Source organism: Nocardiopsis listeri NBRC 13360, assembly GCF_001570765.1.
Taxonomy (GTDB): Bacteria; Actinomycetota; Actinomycetes; order Streptosporangiales; family Streptosporangiaceae; genus Nocardiopsis; species Nocardiopsis listeri.
On the sequence record NZ_BCSH01000032.1, the window covers coordinates 42,629 to 57,977 of the forward strand.

Sequence of the window (15,349 nt, forward strand, 5' to 3'; positions counted from 1 at the left end):
CTCTGACGTATCTTCACCACGCGATTCGGTCACCATACGACTGAGACCCCTTCACCTCGAAGGGCGTTGGAGGAGAGCGCGAGTTCGGACAGACGGCGGCGGTCCGCTTTCCCGTTGCTGAGGGTGGGCCATGTGTCGGTAAGGGAGATAATGCGTTGAGGCACCATGTATGGAGGTAGGGCTGTACGGACGGCTTGTGCCAACAGCGTGAGCGCCTCGGCCTGAGCCGACGGCGCGGGTTGGACGAACACGGTGATCGTGTTGCCAAAGAGGGGGTCGGGCGCGGCCACCGCCACACAGGCTCCCACTCCTGGCAATCCCGTGATCACCTCTTCCACCTCGCCCAGCTCGATTCGGTGCCCGCGGGACTTGATCTGCTGGTCGTTACGGCCGATGAACACCAGGTCACCGTGGGCGTCGATTCGGACGTTGTCACCCGTCGCGTACCAGATACGACCATCGGGGGTGGCGACGAAGGCGTCGCGGTCGTCCCGTTCATCGATGTAGCCGGCCATGACCGTGTCACCGCGCACCAAGAGTTCACCGACCTCCCCCTCTGGCACCGGTCTCCGTCGTTCGTCAACGATGGAGAGCTCGACCTCAGGCAAGGCCCGCCCGATCGGAACCGGTTCATCAAGGGGATGTCCGCTGCGCACTTCGTGGTAGGTACACACGTTGGTCTCGGTCGGCCCGTACAGATTCCACACCCGGATCGCGGGTATCGCCGCGCGCAGTGCGGCCACATCCGGCGGGCGCACCACTTCCCCCGCCAGAGCGACCACCCTCAGCGACCGGATTCCGGCCACGAGTTCGGTCCCGCGACGGGTGAGCCAGGCGAGGGTGGACGGCACCGTGTACCAGACGGTCGCCCCCGCATCGCGACAGAATTCGGCGTATCCGGCGGGGAGCGGCGCCACCGACGGAGGTAGTACAGCCACCGCCGCTCCGACACGACAGGCACCGAAAAGGTCGAGGATCGATAGGTCGAAATGTAAGGGGGCCGAGTTCACGAGTACGTCGTCACCGGTCAGTTCGAGTTCCGACACGGCCCAATCCAAGAAAGCTCGAGCACTGGCGTGGGTGTGTACCACCCCTTTGGGTCGACCGGTGCTCCCCGAGGTATGCAGTACATACGCGATGTCCACGATGTGAGAAGATCGCGGGTCGGGTAGCGGAGCGAACCACAGGTCCTCGGTGATCGGCCTCGGTACCGTGATAGGGGACCAACGTAAATCCGGATCCGTTCGCTCCCAGACCTCGCGGGTCGGACCGTCGGCCAGGAGGGCTCTGGGTTTTTGCCCATTGATGATGGCGTCGTTCCGATCGCGCGGCGCCGACGCATCGAGCGGCACGTAGCCCGCGCCGGCCCTGAGAATTCCATGCACGGCCGCGACGGCGGCCGCGGACTTGTGACCGTGCCAGGCGACACAATCTCCGTCGGTCACACCGTACGCGGCGAGCTCAACGGAGATCTTCTCCACCGCGGCGGTCAACCTCTCGTACGTGAGTACGCCACCCTCGTGGATCACCGCGACGCGGTCGCCGTGCTGTTCGGCGGCACGGCGCAGATCGCTCGCGAGAGCGCTCTCCCCCTTCATCAGCAACCCTTCGTGGCCAAGAACGCGCGCATCGCGCTGATAGAAGCGAAATTGCGCGGCAAGAGCTCTGCATCTCGGATGGGAACACCGAGTTGGTTTTCAAGTCGGGAGGCGACTTTGAGTACGGCGAGCGAATCCAGGACCTGTTGCGTGATCAACTGTGTCTCATCGTCGCCGTCGAATGCAGGGGCGGCCTTGTGCACGGCCTCCCTGATGACAGTGAGCACTCCGTCGTCAACGGTCACAGGCCAAGCCCTTCTGCGATGATCTTTGTTTGCATGTCGTCGGTCCCTGAGTAGAAACGGCTGGCCAACGCATCGTGAATCAACTGCGGAATCCCGGTGTCGGGCATCATGGCGTATCCGCCGTACACATCGGCCAGGCGGTTCGAAAGTGCGTTGAATTCACGGCTGACATGGAGTTTCGTCAAAGCGGCGCGTGCCTGGTCCAGTTCGTCCAGGTCCGCAGAGCCCGCTGTGGCACGCAGGACATCCTGTGCGGCGGCCAGGTGTAGAGCGGCGTCCACCAGCCGTTCCCGCACTGCGTCGTAAGTCGCGATCGGTCGGCCGAACTGGCTTCGTCGGCGAGCGTGTTCGACCGTGCGACGCAGCATCCCCGCCATGAGGCCCACTGCGGGCGCGAGGATGAAGGCCCGTTCGTGGCGCATTGCGTGCATCAGCACTGCGAACCCCGCACCCTCACCCCCCAGACAGGCCTGTTCGCCCACAGTCACGTCGGCCAACCGGACCACAGCCGTCCGTGCTCCCGCCGGGCCGACGATCTCCGTAGCGGACCCTACGGAGAGGCCGGGGCTCGAACGCGGAACCAGGAAGGCCGACAAGGAGCCGTAGGAGTCGTGTTCGGAGGTACGCGCCAACACCAGGAAGAGATCGGCGGTGGGGGCATTGGTGACGAAGGTTTTGACACCGTTCAGACACCACCCCTCGGTGTCCGTGCGAACGGCGCGAGTCCGCATCGACATCACGTCGGATCCGGCCCCGTCCTCGGTCGCGCCGAAGGCTCCGCACACCTTTCCCGCCATCATGTCCGGCAGGTAGGCCGCACGCTGTTCATCGGTACCGAAGGCGAGCAACGGTTCTTGACAGGCCCACAGATGTGCCGACATCGCGAACAGAAAACCACCCAGCACGTTGTTCCCCGAGAGCACGGCCCCCTCCCCCGCTGTCTCGAACGCGCGACACGTGGCGAGGAACCCGGCTCCCGCACCGCCCTCTCCCCGCGCCACCGGTAGGGCCAGCAGGTCCAGGGCCGCACCTGAACGCCAACCCGACATATCAGGCGCCGCGGTGCCTGCCCAGGCGCGGACGCCGTCGAGCCAGTGGGCGAACTCCTCGGTCCCTGAAGGATCGAAGGCCCGAGGCGAAGACTGCAGAGTCACACCGTCTCCCACTTCAGGACGTCAAGGAACGGTTCGAACCCTCGACGGGCGAATGACTCGGGCAGCCGATTCGCCGGAGCGAACACGACCACCTCGACATCCCGCCCCGCCCCCTTGTAGGCGACGAGCCATTCCAGGACGTCTTCCAATACATCGGTCCCCCTGAAGCGTGCACCGAGTTTGAACTCGTGCAACAGCAGACGAGGAGGGGTTCCCGGACGTAGGCGCCCAAGCTCGGTAAGGCCGAACACCGTAGCGATCTCCCCATCCGAATCCACCACGTGGTAGGTGGTCCCGGGTGGGCGACCGGTCGAGGACAGCCTGTGCTTCAGCTCCGCGAAGGCCGAGGTCTCATAGACCTCGCTGACGGCCTCGTAGTCATCGCCCCGAACCGGTCGAACAATCCGTCGCTCAGCCACCGGCCACCGCCGACATGATCAGAATTTTCGAGCCTCGTGCGACCTCGAAGTCCGTAGAACCCAGATCCCGCACATTGTCCTCATCGACATACATATTGACGAAGGGCAGGAGGTTTCCGGTGTCATCCAGCAGGTGCTTGCGCAACTGCGGGTGCAAGCCGCCGATCTGGGCGAGCACGTGGGCGACGGCACCTCGCTGCACACCGAACCGAGAACGCCCGCCCGCAAACCGCGACAGCGCGGTGGACAGGACGACCTCCACTTCGTCTTCCTGACGGTGGCCTCCCAGCCAGTGCCGCAATGCGGTCCGAAGCTGGTCATCATAGTCGACGTCCCCGATGAAACCGTGCCCTCGGTCATTGCGCAGCATCACGGCACGAGCGGTGCCATCGCCCTTGAAGAACCGCATGATGGGCCGCAGGTGCTCCAGAGCGAAATACGAATCCCGTTCCGACACCAAGGCATGCATCCGATGCCGTGCCCCGTTTGCTCCCCAACCGGAGAGCACACTCGTGGTGGGTTCCGGCTCCCCCATGGAAGGCAGGTCCGCGAAGGGAAGGGCCTCCTGGCCCCACTGCGGCAGAACCCTCGGGTCGTTATGCGGTGAGACGACGAACGCGAGCCCATCACGCCCCGAGCGGACGAGATGTCGGATCGCAGCGTACCCACCGGAGGAGAGCCCGTGCCAGACCGTGCTGCTCAAACCGTACTCGGCGATCAGCCTCTCCTGCAGAGAATGAATGCGGGGCATGAACTCATCCTCGCCCATGAGATACCAACCGCACGCCGAATCCCGAGTGAAACGGTGAATAGGGTCGGACACGAACAGGCACACCGCATCCAGAGAACGCGCCCATGACCGACGGGCGAAGACCGGTGGCACCTGGGCCTCGATTCGACTAAACCCATGGAAGAAGACGTGCAGATAAGGACTCGAAGGGGTTTCGGGTGCTTCCACAAGGTAATCGAGTAGATAACCTTGGGAATGTTCGATCTGATGAAGATCTGAGCGCATGTGTGTCCCTCTCTAACCCAGATAGTGACGGTCGAAACCACGTGGGATCACGGCGGGATAGAGCAACGGTCCACGCCGCGGAAGCACTTGCTCCTCACCATCCATCACGACCAGTCCTCCCTTTTCGTGATCCGCCCGGACCATTCGAGGCAAGAAGGATGTGGAGTGTTCTCGGGCGATGGATTCCAGGCGGTGGGCCACCGATTCGTGTACCGCGACCGTCGGCCTGGTGACCTCATAGATGAACTCGCCTCTCACCACTTTCAACAGGGTACTGGGGACCCGGTCGGGAAGGGTGAGAGCGAAATAGCGCGGGCCCGTGCGCGGCAGTCCCCGGTCCAGCCAGGTCCGACCGAACGGGCGCAGGCTGCTGAACATGGCGAAGCTCCATTCGAGCTTCAGGCCGAACACGACCAACAGCATATTGATGGTGAAACCGGTCACCATGGCCCAGTGGACCATTTCGGCACCGGGTGGGTGCCAGGCGTCGGGTGTACCGCTGTAAACCGCCGTTACGCTCAGCAATCCGAAAACGGCGCCCTTGAAAGCGTCGCAAGCGATCGTGTTCGGTGGCCTCGGTCCCGCCACGGTCCTACACAGGACGACCGCCAAGGTCACACTCGCGAGGACCAGGACCACGGCCAGGACATCGAACTGGACGTACACTCCCTGCGCCGGTGAGGCCAATGCACAGCACCACAGTGCCATGGCGACCACGGAAAAGGTGAAGTTACCCGAGATACCGAAGACCAAATGCATTGCAAGGGCCGCGAACAGACCTATATGGGACCACTCGCTGTCGAGCAAACCGACTCCGACCGCGACTTCCCACAAGATCACGATGAACGGCGTGGCGGTGAGCACGAATACGGGCAGCCGTACTCCGTGCAGCCGAGCATAGAAATCCGCGATCAGGCGACCGGCACTGTTTCTCGTCCAAAGATAAGAGTGATTCACCTTGAACAGGGCGGCGGACAAGTACACCCCGGCCAACAAATCCCGTGCCACGATCGCCTCGAAGCGCACCGGAAAGGCCACAATGAGCACCACCGCGACGACGCCGAGCCACACATGGTTGGCCAGGCGACGCTGAACGGAGAACAACCACAGCAGTACGAGGCAGGAGGCGACGATCCTGCCGAGGTCCGTGGAGAAGGCGGTCACCGCCGCCAAGGCGACAGGCAACGCCAGCACGGCGATACCGGCGTTGAGGGGGCGAGGCAGTCGTACACCCATCACCGGTGCGACGTTCTCCCATGCGTCGGACAGGCCACGAGCCCACAGGCGATCGATCTGATGGACGATCAAGGCGGCGATCACCAACGCCTCGGGGGCGAGCCACACGTGCGGCGCCACAGAAGTCATCCCTTCGCCTTTCGCCCGGCCTCAATGCGCAAGGGTGCGACCTTCCGCCCATGCCAACCCCGGAGCGACCACCCGAACCACGCTGAAGAGTTCCGGGTGCGAGGACAGGTCGACGCACAGCGGTGCACGGCCGGTGGATGAAACCACCCGGCCCGCCACCGTGGTGAGTTCGTCCTCCATGGTCATGAACCCCTCCTCGCAGCCGACCAAGGCCTGCTCCAGTGCGATCCCGTCCTCGGGCCGGCCGAACCCCGGATCCGCGGCCGAATCCACGATGAGATCCTGGTCCGAGGGGATGTCGTCCCGTGTGGCGGTGATCTCGGTGAGTCGACTCTGCACCGCTTCGGCGACCGCCCGGGACAGCGCGATGTGCGGATCAGAATGGCTGCCGGACCCCGCGCACACGATGGGAAAGAGCGGCGACCACACGCGCGTGGTGAAGGTGGGGACCCGGTGGCGGTTGGGTATGAAGGTGATCTCGTAGCTCACCGAGGCGGCGTCGAGGTGCCCCAGCAGATCCCGCAGATTCTTGTCCTCAACAGTCCGCGGATCAACCGGAAGACGATCCTCCCTTCCCCGTCCCGGAGCCAGTGCGTCTCGCTCTATCGCCTCGTACAGCGCATGCAAACATGCCTCGGTCCAGGTGTTTCCCGATGCAAGGCCAGTGCTTCCCGAACGGAGGATCCGCGGGTGCCAGAAATGTTCGCGACTGAAGGACAAGCGCACCGCGTCCGCGGGAACAGGTACCCGCGCACCATCGACAAGGGAGATTCCTTCGGTCCAGGCCAGAGTGAACTCGTCCACTCGCGAAACATGGTCGGTGAGATTGAGGTCGCTCAACTCATAAGGCAAGGACATGTTTTGGGCCGCGGCACGCCAGGTGGCGATGGTCGGCTGTTCGGCATGCCACAGCTCGATCGATTCCATGACGGCGGACAATTTGGCCAGCAACGGTGTCGCTCCCTTGCCCTGCGACACGGCAAGGGTCTCCGACGAGGGACGAACCGCCAGCATGACCGGTATTCCGATGGTGTCCAGGCGGGTCACGTCGGCGACGCGGGTGATACCGAACCGACGAAGGAGAGGTTCGACCCTCGACCAGGTCACTTCCGGCGCCACCTCTCGGTGGGTTCCGGGAAGGATCGGTTCAGGCACGGGCGGACTCCTCCGTCTCTGCTGCGGATACTGTGGCGATGAGGAATCCGATTACGAACGGTTTGAAGGCTATGACCGCTTGACGCGGAGACTGAAAGCCGCGCCGCCCACACTCGGTGGTTATGTCGGTGGAATGCCAGATCCCGGCGAGCAGCCGCAGGCACTGATCTTCCGAGATATTTCTGAGACCGCGTCCCGGCCTGCGCCCGAGATACTCCCTCGACTCGGCGAGATAGCCTGCCACGGTGGAACGGTCTTCGGAGGATTCCTCACTCAACAGCAGCGCACTGTGTTCTGGATCGGATAGATCCGGTGTGGGGCGGATCAAGTGTGTAATCCGGTCCCGACCCAATTCGGTCTTCAACCACACCGCCGCCGACTCTCCCAGCGTATAGATCACATGATCGCGCAGTCGGTCACCCGGATCACCCGCCGGACCAGGACAGAACCGATTCAGGTATTCCCACCAGATCCGAGGGAACCGCACGTTGAAAATCTGCTGGTAGGCGAGACGGCGGTGGAGGTCCTCGGTGAACGTGTTACGCCAGCGACGCTCGAACTCAGTACGCCAGTCGCGGCCGTCATCGACAAACGAGACTTTCGCGGATCTCGGTGATATACGCGATGGACTCCTGGAAGCGGCCTCGTTCGCCAGGACCCGCTCACGGGCGACATCAAGCGCTCGCAGACAGTCCGCTCTCTTTTGGTCGAAGGCCGCAGGATCGGCGTTCGTGTGCGCGGCGAACCAACGAGCGAATCCATGCACCCCACCCTTTCTCGCGGCGTCGATCACGAAACCTCGGGTGCGCTGGGGGTAGTACCGCCGCTCATATTCGAGTAATAGGCGATCGGCCGAACCGCGATCCAGGACCGTCTCGTGGACCGCACGCTCAAGAGCGGCGTGAATATTGACAAGAGGAATGCTCAGAGCTGACGTGGTGGAACCGGAACCGGCCTGTGCCACCGCCACTGCGTCGTCCCCGTCGAAGATGCCTTCCTGGTACCACTTGTAGACCTCACCTACGCCGATCATGCCGAAAGATGATAGTTCGACAGCGCGCAACGCGCCGATACTGGCGGCCCCGATGACGCCGACACCCCGCGACATCGCATCCATGATCTCTTTGTGTCGTATGGCCAGGTGGTGATGGTAGAGACCATCCAAGATGACAACGAGATCACCGTCGGCCAGCGAAGATGAATAGAGATCACCGTGTTCCACAGGGGGTTTCACCAAGAAATTTGGAAATCGCTTCCCAATTACAGGTTCGGGGCACGAAGGCCCGACATACACATGGACATTCATGCCCCTCACCCGATTCTTCTCATGGGTCACAGACTCGATCCACCCGCGTGGGCGGACAAGCCAAAAAGACGGTCAGCCGTTCAGCAGTCCACGATCTCAGAGTCGGTGATCACCAGCGGCATGTCCCCGAAGAGCGCCTCGAAGTCATCCTTCGTGAGCTCCTCGGCGGCACTGACGACATCGCTTCGCTCTTCGGTCTTCGCCTGCTCGGACATTTTTTCTCCTTACGACTTCCTGGAATGTGAAACCTGCGCGCGCACATTTGACACTAGCAACGCCACCTTTCCCCATCAACAGGGTTCTCAAGGGTTTTCAGATTTCCGCACATGGAAGAAAAAGGGCATGCGAAGGAACCATGAAGCCGCCATCTCGGTCACGAAAACCCGAAGAGCACCTGAGCAGGTGAATGCCCGAGTGCCCACCCCTACACAACCCACAGAAATAACGCATCGGTCGACGCCGCACCGATCGACCCCACTCCGGACAGCGATACTACGCACTGACAAATGGAGAACGGACACATTTATACACACGTACATCGAGCGGACTTCTGACTCCGCTGACCAACCCTGCACCATCACTCAATGCTTGTCAACGGTGACAACAGGATATCCTTCCATCCTCTCTTGAATGTGGCGTCAACGTGGGAAGACATCAGGATTCACAGTCGAAGTGCAACCACTTCGGAAGCCGAACCGGTTCGATCTTTCAGCTTCGAAGTCCAGCAAACATGAATGACCGACAGCGGCCAAGGAGGGCCGACCTGGCCCGATGAGAAGTATTTTTCCAGGTTAACGGATAAAAGCGAACGATTCGAGACATGATTCAAGTCTTCACGATCAATGGCGAAGACTCGGTACCGAATCCTCTTGACTGTGCACCACCTGTCTGATCAGAACCACCGACACCCCATCGACGAAAGCCAGCGCCCGTACCGACCAAGGAGAAGTCCCCGGTGCTCCGGGTACCTCCGAAGGCGATGGCGCGGACAGTTCCGGCGGTTGATGTGCACCCGGGGCCGAGTTGTTGGCGCGGAACACGACATCGGCGACCTCATCGCGAGCCGCCAACCCAGCAGACCCGATACCGTTTTCCCAGGAGAACACTCCGAATTATCGCGTCATATCGCGAGATCGAACGTCTCGCGCCGAATCAGATCCACATCCGGTGGTTGACGGGCGTCGCGACCGGGCAGGGCGGCCGACAGCAACGGAGGAACATTCGTGGTTCGAACCGAAGCGAGGTATGCCATGCGTGACGACGAGTTCCTGGCCCGGGTGCGTGAGCTCGGGGAGTACGAGGATCAGCGGGAGGCCGAGGAGGTGACGACGGCGGTCCTGTCCGTCCTGGCCACGCGTCTTCCCGGCGACACCGCGGAGAAGCTGGCCGCACAACTGCCCGAACCGCTGCGCGAGGGTTTCCGGGAGGCCGCACAACCCGAGGCCGAGGCCTTCGGTGTCGAGGAGTTCCACCGGAGGGTGGCCGAACTGGTCGGTGGGCGCGCCCTGACCGCGGAGCAGGACTCGGGGGCCGTCCTGACGACCGTGGCCGAGGCGGTCTCCGGCGGCGAGCTGAACCAGCTCCTGAGCCACCTGCCGTCCGCTTACGCCACGATGTTCGGCAAGCCCGAACTCGCCTGAGGCGGGCGGGCGCACGCGGGCGCCCACGGCGGACGTGCCCGGGTGCCGACATGGTCGTGGTTCGGTCAAGTCCCGGCGTTGTCCCGTGCACGTCCCCATGTTCGTGTCCCACGGTGGAGGACCGTGCCCCGGTGTCGAACCGGGGCCCGGAACGTGTCGAGGGCCCGCGGGTCCGGGAGGTTTTCCATGAGCGTGTGGACATGGCTCGGTTCGTGGCCGGTGCTGCGGCAGGTCACCGGTGAGGACCGAATGGGACTGGGATCGGCCGCCAGGTCCGAGCGCAGCGAACGGCTGCGTCCGCGTACCGCGGAGGCCGATCGGGTGGTCAAGTCGGTCTGCCCCTACTGCGCGGTGGGCTGTGGACAGAACGTCTACGTCCGTGACGAGAAGGTCGTCCAGATCGAAGGGGACCCCGACTCCCCCATCAGTCGGGGCCGTCTGTGTCCCAAGGGTTCGGCGAGTCTGCAGCTGACGACCGGCCCGTCCCGGCGGGACAAGGTCCTGTACCGCCCTCCGCACGGCACCGACTGGGAGGAATTGGACCTGGACACCGCCATGCGGATGGTGGCGGACCGGGTGGTGCGCACCCGCGAGGAGACCTGGGAGGAGGAATACGAGGGCCGGCGCGTGGCCCGCACCCTGGGTATCGCCAGTCTGGGCGGGGCGACGCTGGACAATGAGGAGAACTACCTCATCAAGAAGCTCTTCACCGCCCTGGGCGTGATCCAGGTGGAGAACCAGGCCCGTGTGTGCCACAGCTCGACGGTCGCGGGTCTGGGAACCTCCTTCGGTCGGGGCGGGGCGACCATGTTCCTACAGGACCTGCAGAACTCCGACTGCATCGTGATCGAGGGATCCAACTTCGCCGAGGCCCACCCGGTGGGTTTCCAGTGGGTGATGGAGGCCAAGGCGCGCGGAGCCGTCGTCATCCACGTCGACCCCCGGTTCAGCCGCACCAGTGCCCTGGCCGACCTGCACGTACCCATCCGCGCCGGCACCGACATCGCGTTCCTGGGCGCGATCATCAACCACGTGCTCACCGAGGAGAAGTACTTCCACGACTACGTGCTGGAGTACACCAACGCGGCGACCATCGTCGGCGAGGACTTCCGTGACACCGAGGACCTGGACGGGCTGTTCTCCGGTTTCTCGGGCGAGGATCGTTCCTACGACGTCACCTCGTGGAGCTACGACGGCACGGAGGTGGCCGCTGCCTCGGGCGACCGTGGTCAGCTGTACCGAAGCCAGGGGGACCCGCATCCGAGCACCCGGCACTCGGGACGTCCGGAGCAGCACGGTTCGGGTGGGGCCGTGATCCGGAATCCGCCCAGGGTGGACCGTACGCTCACGGATCCGCGCACCGTGTTCCAGGTCCTCAAACGCCACTACTCGCGGTACACGCCCGAATTGGTCGAGGAGGTGTGCGGTATTCCGCGGGACGTGTTCGAGCGGGTGTGCGAACACCTCACGAGCAACTCCGGCCCCGACCGCACCAGCGCGTTCTGCTACGCCGTGGGCTGGACCCAGCACACGGTGGGCTCCCAGTACATCCGTACCGCGTCCATCCTCCAACTGCTGCTCGGCAACATCGGTCGTCCGGGCGGCGGAATCCAGGCGTTGCGCGGTCACGCCAGCATCCAGGGGTCCAGCGACGTGCCGACCCTGTTCGACCTCTTGCCCGGTTACCTGCCCATGCCGCACATGCAGGAAGAGCAAGACCTGGAGGGGTACGTCAAGGCCGCCGGAGAACCGCTCAAGGGCTTCTGGTCGAACATGGACGCCTACACGGTCAGCCTGCTCAAGGCCTGGTGGGGTGAGCACGCCACCGTCGAGAACGACTTCCTCTTCGATTACCTGCCCCGCCTCAGCGGATCGCACAGTACCTACGACACGGTCATGGCCCAGATCGACGGTGTCTGCAAGGGCTACTTCCTCATGGGCGAGAACCCGACCGTGGGTTCGGCCAACAGTCGGGCCCAGCGGTTCGGGATGGCCGAACTGGACTGGCTGGTGGTGCGCGACTTCTCACTGATCGAGAGCGCCACCTGGTGGAAGGACGGCCCCGAGATCGAGTCCGGGGAGATGCGCACCGAGGACATCAGCACGGAGGTGTTCTTCTTCCCGGCGGCCGCGCACACGGAGAAGTCCGGCACCTTCACCAACACCAACCGCACCCTGCAGTGGCACGATCGTGCGGTGCAGCCCAGTGGTGACCGGCGCAGCGACCTGTGGTTCATGTACCATCTGGGGCTCTTGCTCCGAGAACGGCTCCACGGCTCCGAGGACCCCAAGGACCGTCCACTCCTGGACCTGACCTGGGACTATCCGATGGAGGAGGGAGACGATCCCAGCGCCGAGGCGGTCCTGCGCGAGATCAACGGCCACGACGCCCAGGGGCGTCCGCTGAGCATGTACACGCAATTGCGCGCGGACGGCTCCACCAGCTGTGGCTGCTGGATCTACTGCGGTGTCTTCAAGGACGGCGTCAACCAGGCCGCCCGCAAGAGACCGGGCCGGGAACAGGACTGGATCGCCGCCGAATGGGCCTGGTCCTGGCCGGACAACCGGCGAGTGCTCTACAACCGTGCCTCCGCCGACCCCGAGGGGCACCCGTGGAGCGAACGCAAGGCCCTGGTGTGGTGGGACGAGGAGTCCGGGCGGTGGAGCGGCTACGACGTCGCCGACTTCGAACCCGACAAGGCACCCGGATACCGGCCGTCCGACGACGCCCGGGGCGTGGCGGCGCTCAGCGGCGTCGACCCGTTCATCATGCAGGCCGACGGTAAGGGGTGGTTGTACGCCCCGGCCGGGCTCAACGACGGCCCGATGCCCACGCACTACGAACCTCAGGACACCCCGTTCACCAACCCGTTGTACGGGCACCAGCGCAACCCCACCCGCGTGCTGTACCCGCACGAGCTCAACCGCTACCACCCGGCGCCCGACACTCCGGAGGCGTCGGTGTTCCCGTACGTGGTGACGACCTACCGGCTCACCGAGCACTTCACCGCCGGTGGGATGAGCCGGTGGACGCCCTACCTGTCCGAGCTGCAACCGGAGTTCTTCTGCGAGGTCGGCCCGGAACTGGCGGCCGAGGAGGGGTTGGAGCACGGCGGGTGGGCCACGATCGTCACCGCCCGCAACGCCATCGAGGCCCGGGTACTGGTCACCGACCGTATGAAGCCGTTGCGGGTGCAGGGTCGAACCGTGCACCAGATCGGTCTGCCCTACCACTGGGGCCCCAACGGGTACTCGACCGGCGACGCCGCCAACGAGCTCATGTCCATCTCGTTGGACCCCAACGTGCACATCCAGGAGGTCAAGGCACTGACCGCGCACATCCGGCCAGGTCGGCGTCCCCGGGGCCCGGAGCGGGTGGCCCTGGTCGAGGAGTACCGCGACAGGGCCCGCATCACCGAACGGACCGGAACGGAGGACTGATGACGCAGGACGAGAGTCCCTCACGCAAGGGTTTCTTCACCGACACCAGCGTGTGCATCGGATGCAAGGCGTGCGAGGTGGCCTGCAAGGAATGGAACATGGTGCCCGAGGACGGGCTGGACTTCCTGGCGATGTCCTTCGACAACACTGGTCGGTTGAGCGCCGACACCTGGCGGCACGTGGCCTTCATCGAACAGCGTGAACCCCTGGGGCACCAGGACTCGGGGGTGGGCCGCCCCGCGGGCGAGGGTCCCGGCCCGGTGAACCTGGGCATGCCCTCCTTCGGGCTGCCCGGTCAGCGCACCGGGGAGCACGACGAAGCGGAGGGGGGCGACTTCCGCTGGCTGATGTCCTCGGACGTGTGCAAGCACTGCACGAGCGCCGCCTGCCTGGACGTGTGTCCCACCGGTGCGCTCTTTCGGACCGAGTTCGACACCGTGGTCGTGCAGGAGGACATCTGCAACGGATGCGGCTACTGCGTGCCCGCCTGCCCCTACGGGGTGATCGACCGTCGCGAGGTCGACGGTCGGGCCTGGAAGTGCACCCTGTGCTACGACCGGCTCGGCGCGGGGATGGAACCGGCCTGCGCCAAGGCCTGCCCCACCGACTCCATCCAGTTCGGCGACGTGGACGAGCTGCGCGAGCGCGCACGGAAGCGGGTCGAGGACCTGCACGAAGCGGGAGTGTCCTCGGCCCGGCTGTACGGGGAGGATCCCGACAACGGGGTCGACGGTACCGGGGCCTTCTTCCTGCTGTTGGACGAACCCGAGGTGTACGGCCTGCCACCGGACCCGGTGGTGACCACCCGGGACCTGCCATCGATGTGGCGCCACGCCGGGGCGGCGGCGCTGGTGCTGCTGGCGGGGGCGACCGCCGCGTTCGCGGGGAGGCGATCATGACCAACCCCGACAAGACCGGAGAGGGCGCGGGTACGGCGGGCCGCGAGGCGATCACCGGCGCGACCGACGTGGTCTCCGCCGAACAACGCGAACGGCACAAGGACCACCCTCGGCGCGGTAGGCGTGGCGGACGCGGCCGGGGCGAGGCCACCCGGGTACCCGACGCCGACTTCCGCTCCTACCACGGCAGGCCGGTGCTCAACCAGATCGTGTGGGAGGCCCGCGACATCGGCGGCTACCTCTTCCTGGGCGGGCTGGCCGGGGCCTCGTCCGTGCTCGCGGCGGGCGCCGAGCACACCGGCCGCCCAGAGCTGGCCCGACCGTTGAAGTACACGGCCCTGGCGGCCATCTCCGGTTCGACGGCGGCGCTCATCCACGACCTGGGGCGGCCCGAGCGCTTCCTCAACATGCTGCGGGTGTTCAAGCCGACCTCGCCGATGAGCATGGGTTCGTGGATCCTCATGGGGTACGGGCCGTTGGCCGGGGTGGCCGCGGTGACGGCCGCCACCGGATGGTTTCCCCGAATCGGACGCGCCGCCACGATCGGCGCCGCTCTGACGGGTCCACTCGTGGCCACCTACACGGCGCCGCTGATCTGCGACACGGCCGTACCCGCCTGGCACGAGGGGTACCGGGAGATGCCCTTCGTGTTCGCTTCCTCGGCCGCCTCCGCGGCCGGAGGCATGGGCTTGATCGTCGCGCCCACGGCACAGAGCCGTCCTGCCCGTCGGGTCGCGGTGGGTGGCGCCCTGATCGAGGTCGCGACGTCCACGTACATGGAACGCCGCATGGGGCTGGTGGGTGAACCCTACGAGCAGGGACGGGCCGGGAAGCTCACCCGCGCCGCCAAGGCCCTCACCCTGGCCGGGGCGGTCGGTGCCGTGCTGGGGCGCCGCAGCCGTGCGGTGTCGGCGGTCAGCGGAGCGGCGCTGCTCGCGGGTTCGGCGCTGACCCGGTTGGGGGTCTTCGAGGCCGGGGTACAGTCGGCCGCCGACCCCAAGTACACGGTCGTCCCACAGCGCCGCCGCTTGGAGGAACGCAAGAGGGCAGCGGCGAAGACCGGGTAGACCACTGCGCCCCCGCACCCTTCTCGAAAGGGTGCGGGGGCGCTC

At 65.0% G+C, this 15,349-nt stretch carries 13 protein-coding genes; 4 read left to right on the forward strand and 9 right to left on the reverse strand.

Annotated elements, in window-relative coordinates; translation table 11 throughout:
• Window positions 1-29 precede the first annotated feature (29 nt).
• From NLI01S_RS10830 to NLI01S_RS26575, 9 genes are all read right to left on the reverse strand, one after another.
• Complete coding sequence (locus NLI01S_RS10830) at window positions 30-1,598, reverse strand: amino acid adenylation domain-containing protein (RefSeq protein ID WP_067603231.1); 1,569 nt, start codon at window positions 1,596-1,598, stop codon at window positions 30-32.
• Window positions 1,598-1,843, reverse strand: a complete 246-nt coding sequence (locus tag NLI01S_RS10835) for a phosphopantetheine-binding protein (RefSeq protein WP_067603233.1) — start codon at window positions 1,841-1,843, stop codon at window positions 1,598-1,600. Before NLI01S_RS10835 ends, NLI01S_RS10830 begins: the two co-directional genes overlap by 1 nt.
• The gene (locus NLI01S_RS10840) at window positions 1,840-2,892 is read right to left on the reverse strand and encodes an acyl-CoA dehydrogenase family protein (protein ID WP_371850609.1); all 1,053 of its coding nucleotides are present in this window, start codon (window positions 2,890-2,892) and stop codon (window positions 1,840-1,842) included. Before NLI01S_RS10840 ends, NLI01S_RS10835 begins: the two co-directional genes overlap by 4 nt.
• Window positions 2,893-2,993: 101 nt before the next feature.
• Window positions 2,994-3,416 carry a hypothetical protein gene (locus tag NLI01S_RS10845; protein ID WP_067603238.1) on the reverse strand — a complete coding sequence of 141 codons (423 nt, stop codon included), beginning with the start codon at window positions 3,414-3,416 and terminating at the stop codon, window positions 2,994-2,996.
• Window positions 3,409-4,431, reverse strand: coding sequence for a MoaD/ThiS family protein (locus tag NLI01S_RS10850; RefSeq protein WP_157091005.1), 1,023 nt, complete (start codon window positions 4,429-4,431; stop codon window positions 3,409-3,411). Before NLI01S_RS10850 ends, NLI01S_RS10845 begins: the two co-directional genes overlap by 8 nt.
• A 12-nt stretch (window positions 4,432-4,443) precedes the next feature.
• Window positions 4,444-5,796 (reverse strand): hypothetical protein, encoded by a 1,353-nt coding sequence (locus NLI01S_RS10855; RefSeq protein ID WP_157091006.1) that lies wholly within the window; start codon window positions 5,794-5,796, stop codon window positions 4,444-4,446.
• A gap of 21 nt (window positions 5,797-5,817) precedes the next feature.
• Window positions 5,818-6,951, reverse strand: coding sequence for a YcaO-like family protein (locus NLI01S_RS10860; RefSeq protein ID WP_067603246.1), 1,134 nt, complete (start codon window positions 6,949-6,951; stop codon window positions 5,818-5,820).
• Window positions 6,944-8,185 carry a TfuA domain-containing protein gene (locus tag NLI01S_RS10865; RefSeq protein ID WP_190318429.1) on the reverse strand — a complete coding sequence of 414 codons (1,242 nt, stop codon included), beginning with the start codon at window positions 8,183-8,185 and terminating at the stop codon, window positions 6,944-6,946. The genes NLI01S_RS10860 and NLI01S_RS10865 overlap by 8 nt, the downstream gene beginning before the upstream one ends.
• 152 nt (window positions 8,186-8,337) lie before the next feature.
• Window positions 8,338-8,472, reverse strand: coding sequence for a hypothetical protein (locus NLI01S_RS26575; protein WP_263363303.1), 135 nt, complete (start codon window positions 8,470-8,472; stop codon window positions 8,338-8,340).
• Between the two features lie 1,035 nt (window positions 8,473-9,507).
• Between NLI01S_RS26575 and NLI01S_RS10870 the strand changes: the two genes are divergently transcribed.
• The 4 genes from NLI01S_RS10870 (at window position 9,508) to nrfD (ending at window position 15,304) form a co-directional block, all read left to right on the forward strand.
• On the forward strand, window positions 9,508-9,897 hold the full coding sequence (locus tag NLI01S_RS10870; protein WP_067603249.1) for a DUF2267 domain-containing protein: 390 nt from the start codon (window positions 9,508-9,510) through the stop codon (window positions 9,895-9,897).
• 186 nt (window positions 9,898-10,083) lie between these two features.
• Complete coding sequence (gene fdh / locus NLI01S_RS10875) at window positions 10,084-13,338, forward strand: formate dehydrogenase (protein WP_067603250.1); 3,255 nt, start codon at window positions 10,084-10,086, stop codon at window positions 13,336-13,338.
• On the forward strand, window positions 13,338-14,237 hold the full coding sequence (locus tag NLI01S_RS10880) for a 4Fe-4S dicluster domain-containing protein (protein WP_067603252.1): 900 nt from the start codon (window positions 13,338-13,340) through the stop codon (window positions 14,235-14,237). Before fdh ends, NLI01S_RS10880 begins: the two co-directional genes overlap by 1 nt.
• A complete protein-coding gene (nrfD, locus tag NLI01S_RS10885; protein WP_067603254.1) occupies window positions 14,234-15,304 on the forward strand; it encodes an NrfD/PsrC family molybdoenzyme membrane anchor subunit in 1,071 nt (356 codons plus the stop codon). The genes NLI01S_RS10880 and nrfD overlap by 4 nt, the downstream gene beginning before the upstream one ends.
• Window positions 15,305-15,349 lie beyond the last annotated feature (45 nt).

Bases quoted from the DNA above. Each gene is read 5' to 3' on its own strand.
- fdh (WP_067603250.1), top strand. From the start codon at position 10,084: ATGAGCGTGTGGACATGGCTCGGTTCGTGGCCGGTGCTGCGGCAGGTC.
- NLI01S_RS10855 (WP_157091006.1), bottom strand. From the start codon at position 5,796: ATGACTTCTGTGGCGCCGCACGTGTGGCTCGCCCCCGAGGCGTTGGTG.
- NLI01S_RS10880 (WP_067603252.1), top strand. From the start codon at position 13,338: ATGACGCAGGACGAGAGTCCCTCACGCAAGGGTTTCTTCACCGACACC.
- NLI01S_RS10850 (WP_157091005.1), bottom strand. From the start codon at position 4,431: ATGCGCTCAGATCTTCATCAGATCGAACATTCCCAAGGTTATCTACTC.
- NLI01S_RS26575 (WP_263363303.1), bottom strand. From the start codon at position 8,472: ATGTCCGAGCAGGCGAAGACCGAAGAGCGAAGCGATGTCGTCAGTGCC.
- NLI01S_RS10830 (WP_067603231.1), bottom strand. From the start codon at position 1,598: ATGAAGGGGGAGAGCGCTCTCGCGAGCGATCTGCGCCGTGCCGCCGAA.
- NLI01S_RS10870 (WP_067603249.1), top strand. From the start codon at position 9,508: ATGCGTGACGACGAGTTCCTGGCCCGGGTGCGTGAGCTCGGGGAGTAC.
- NLI01S_RS10840 (WP_371850609.1), bottom strand. From the start codon at position 2,892: ATGTCGGGTTGGCGTTCAGGTGCGGCCCTGGACCTGCTGGCCCTACCG.
- nrfD (WP_067603254.1), top strand. From the start codon at position 14,234: ATGACCAACCCCGACAAGACCGGAGAGGGCGCGGGTACGGCGGGCCGC.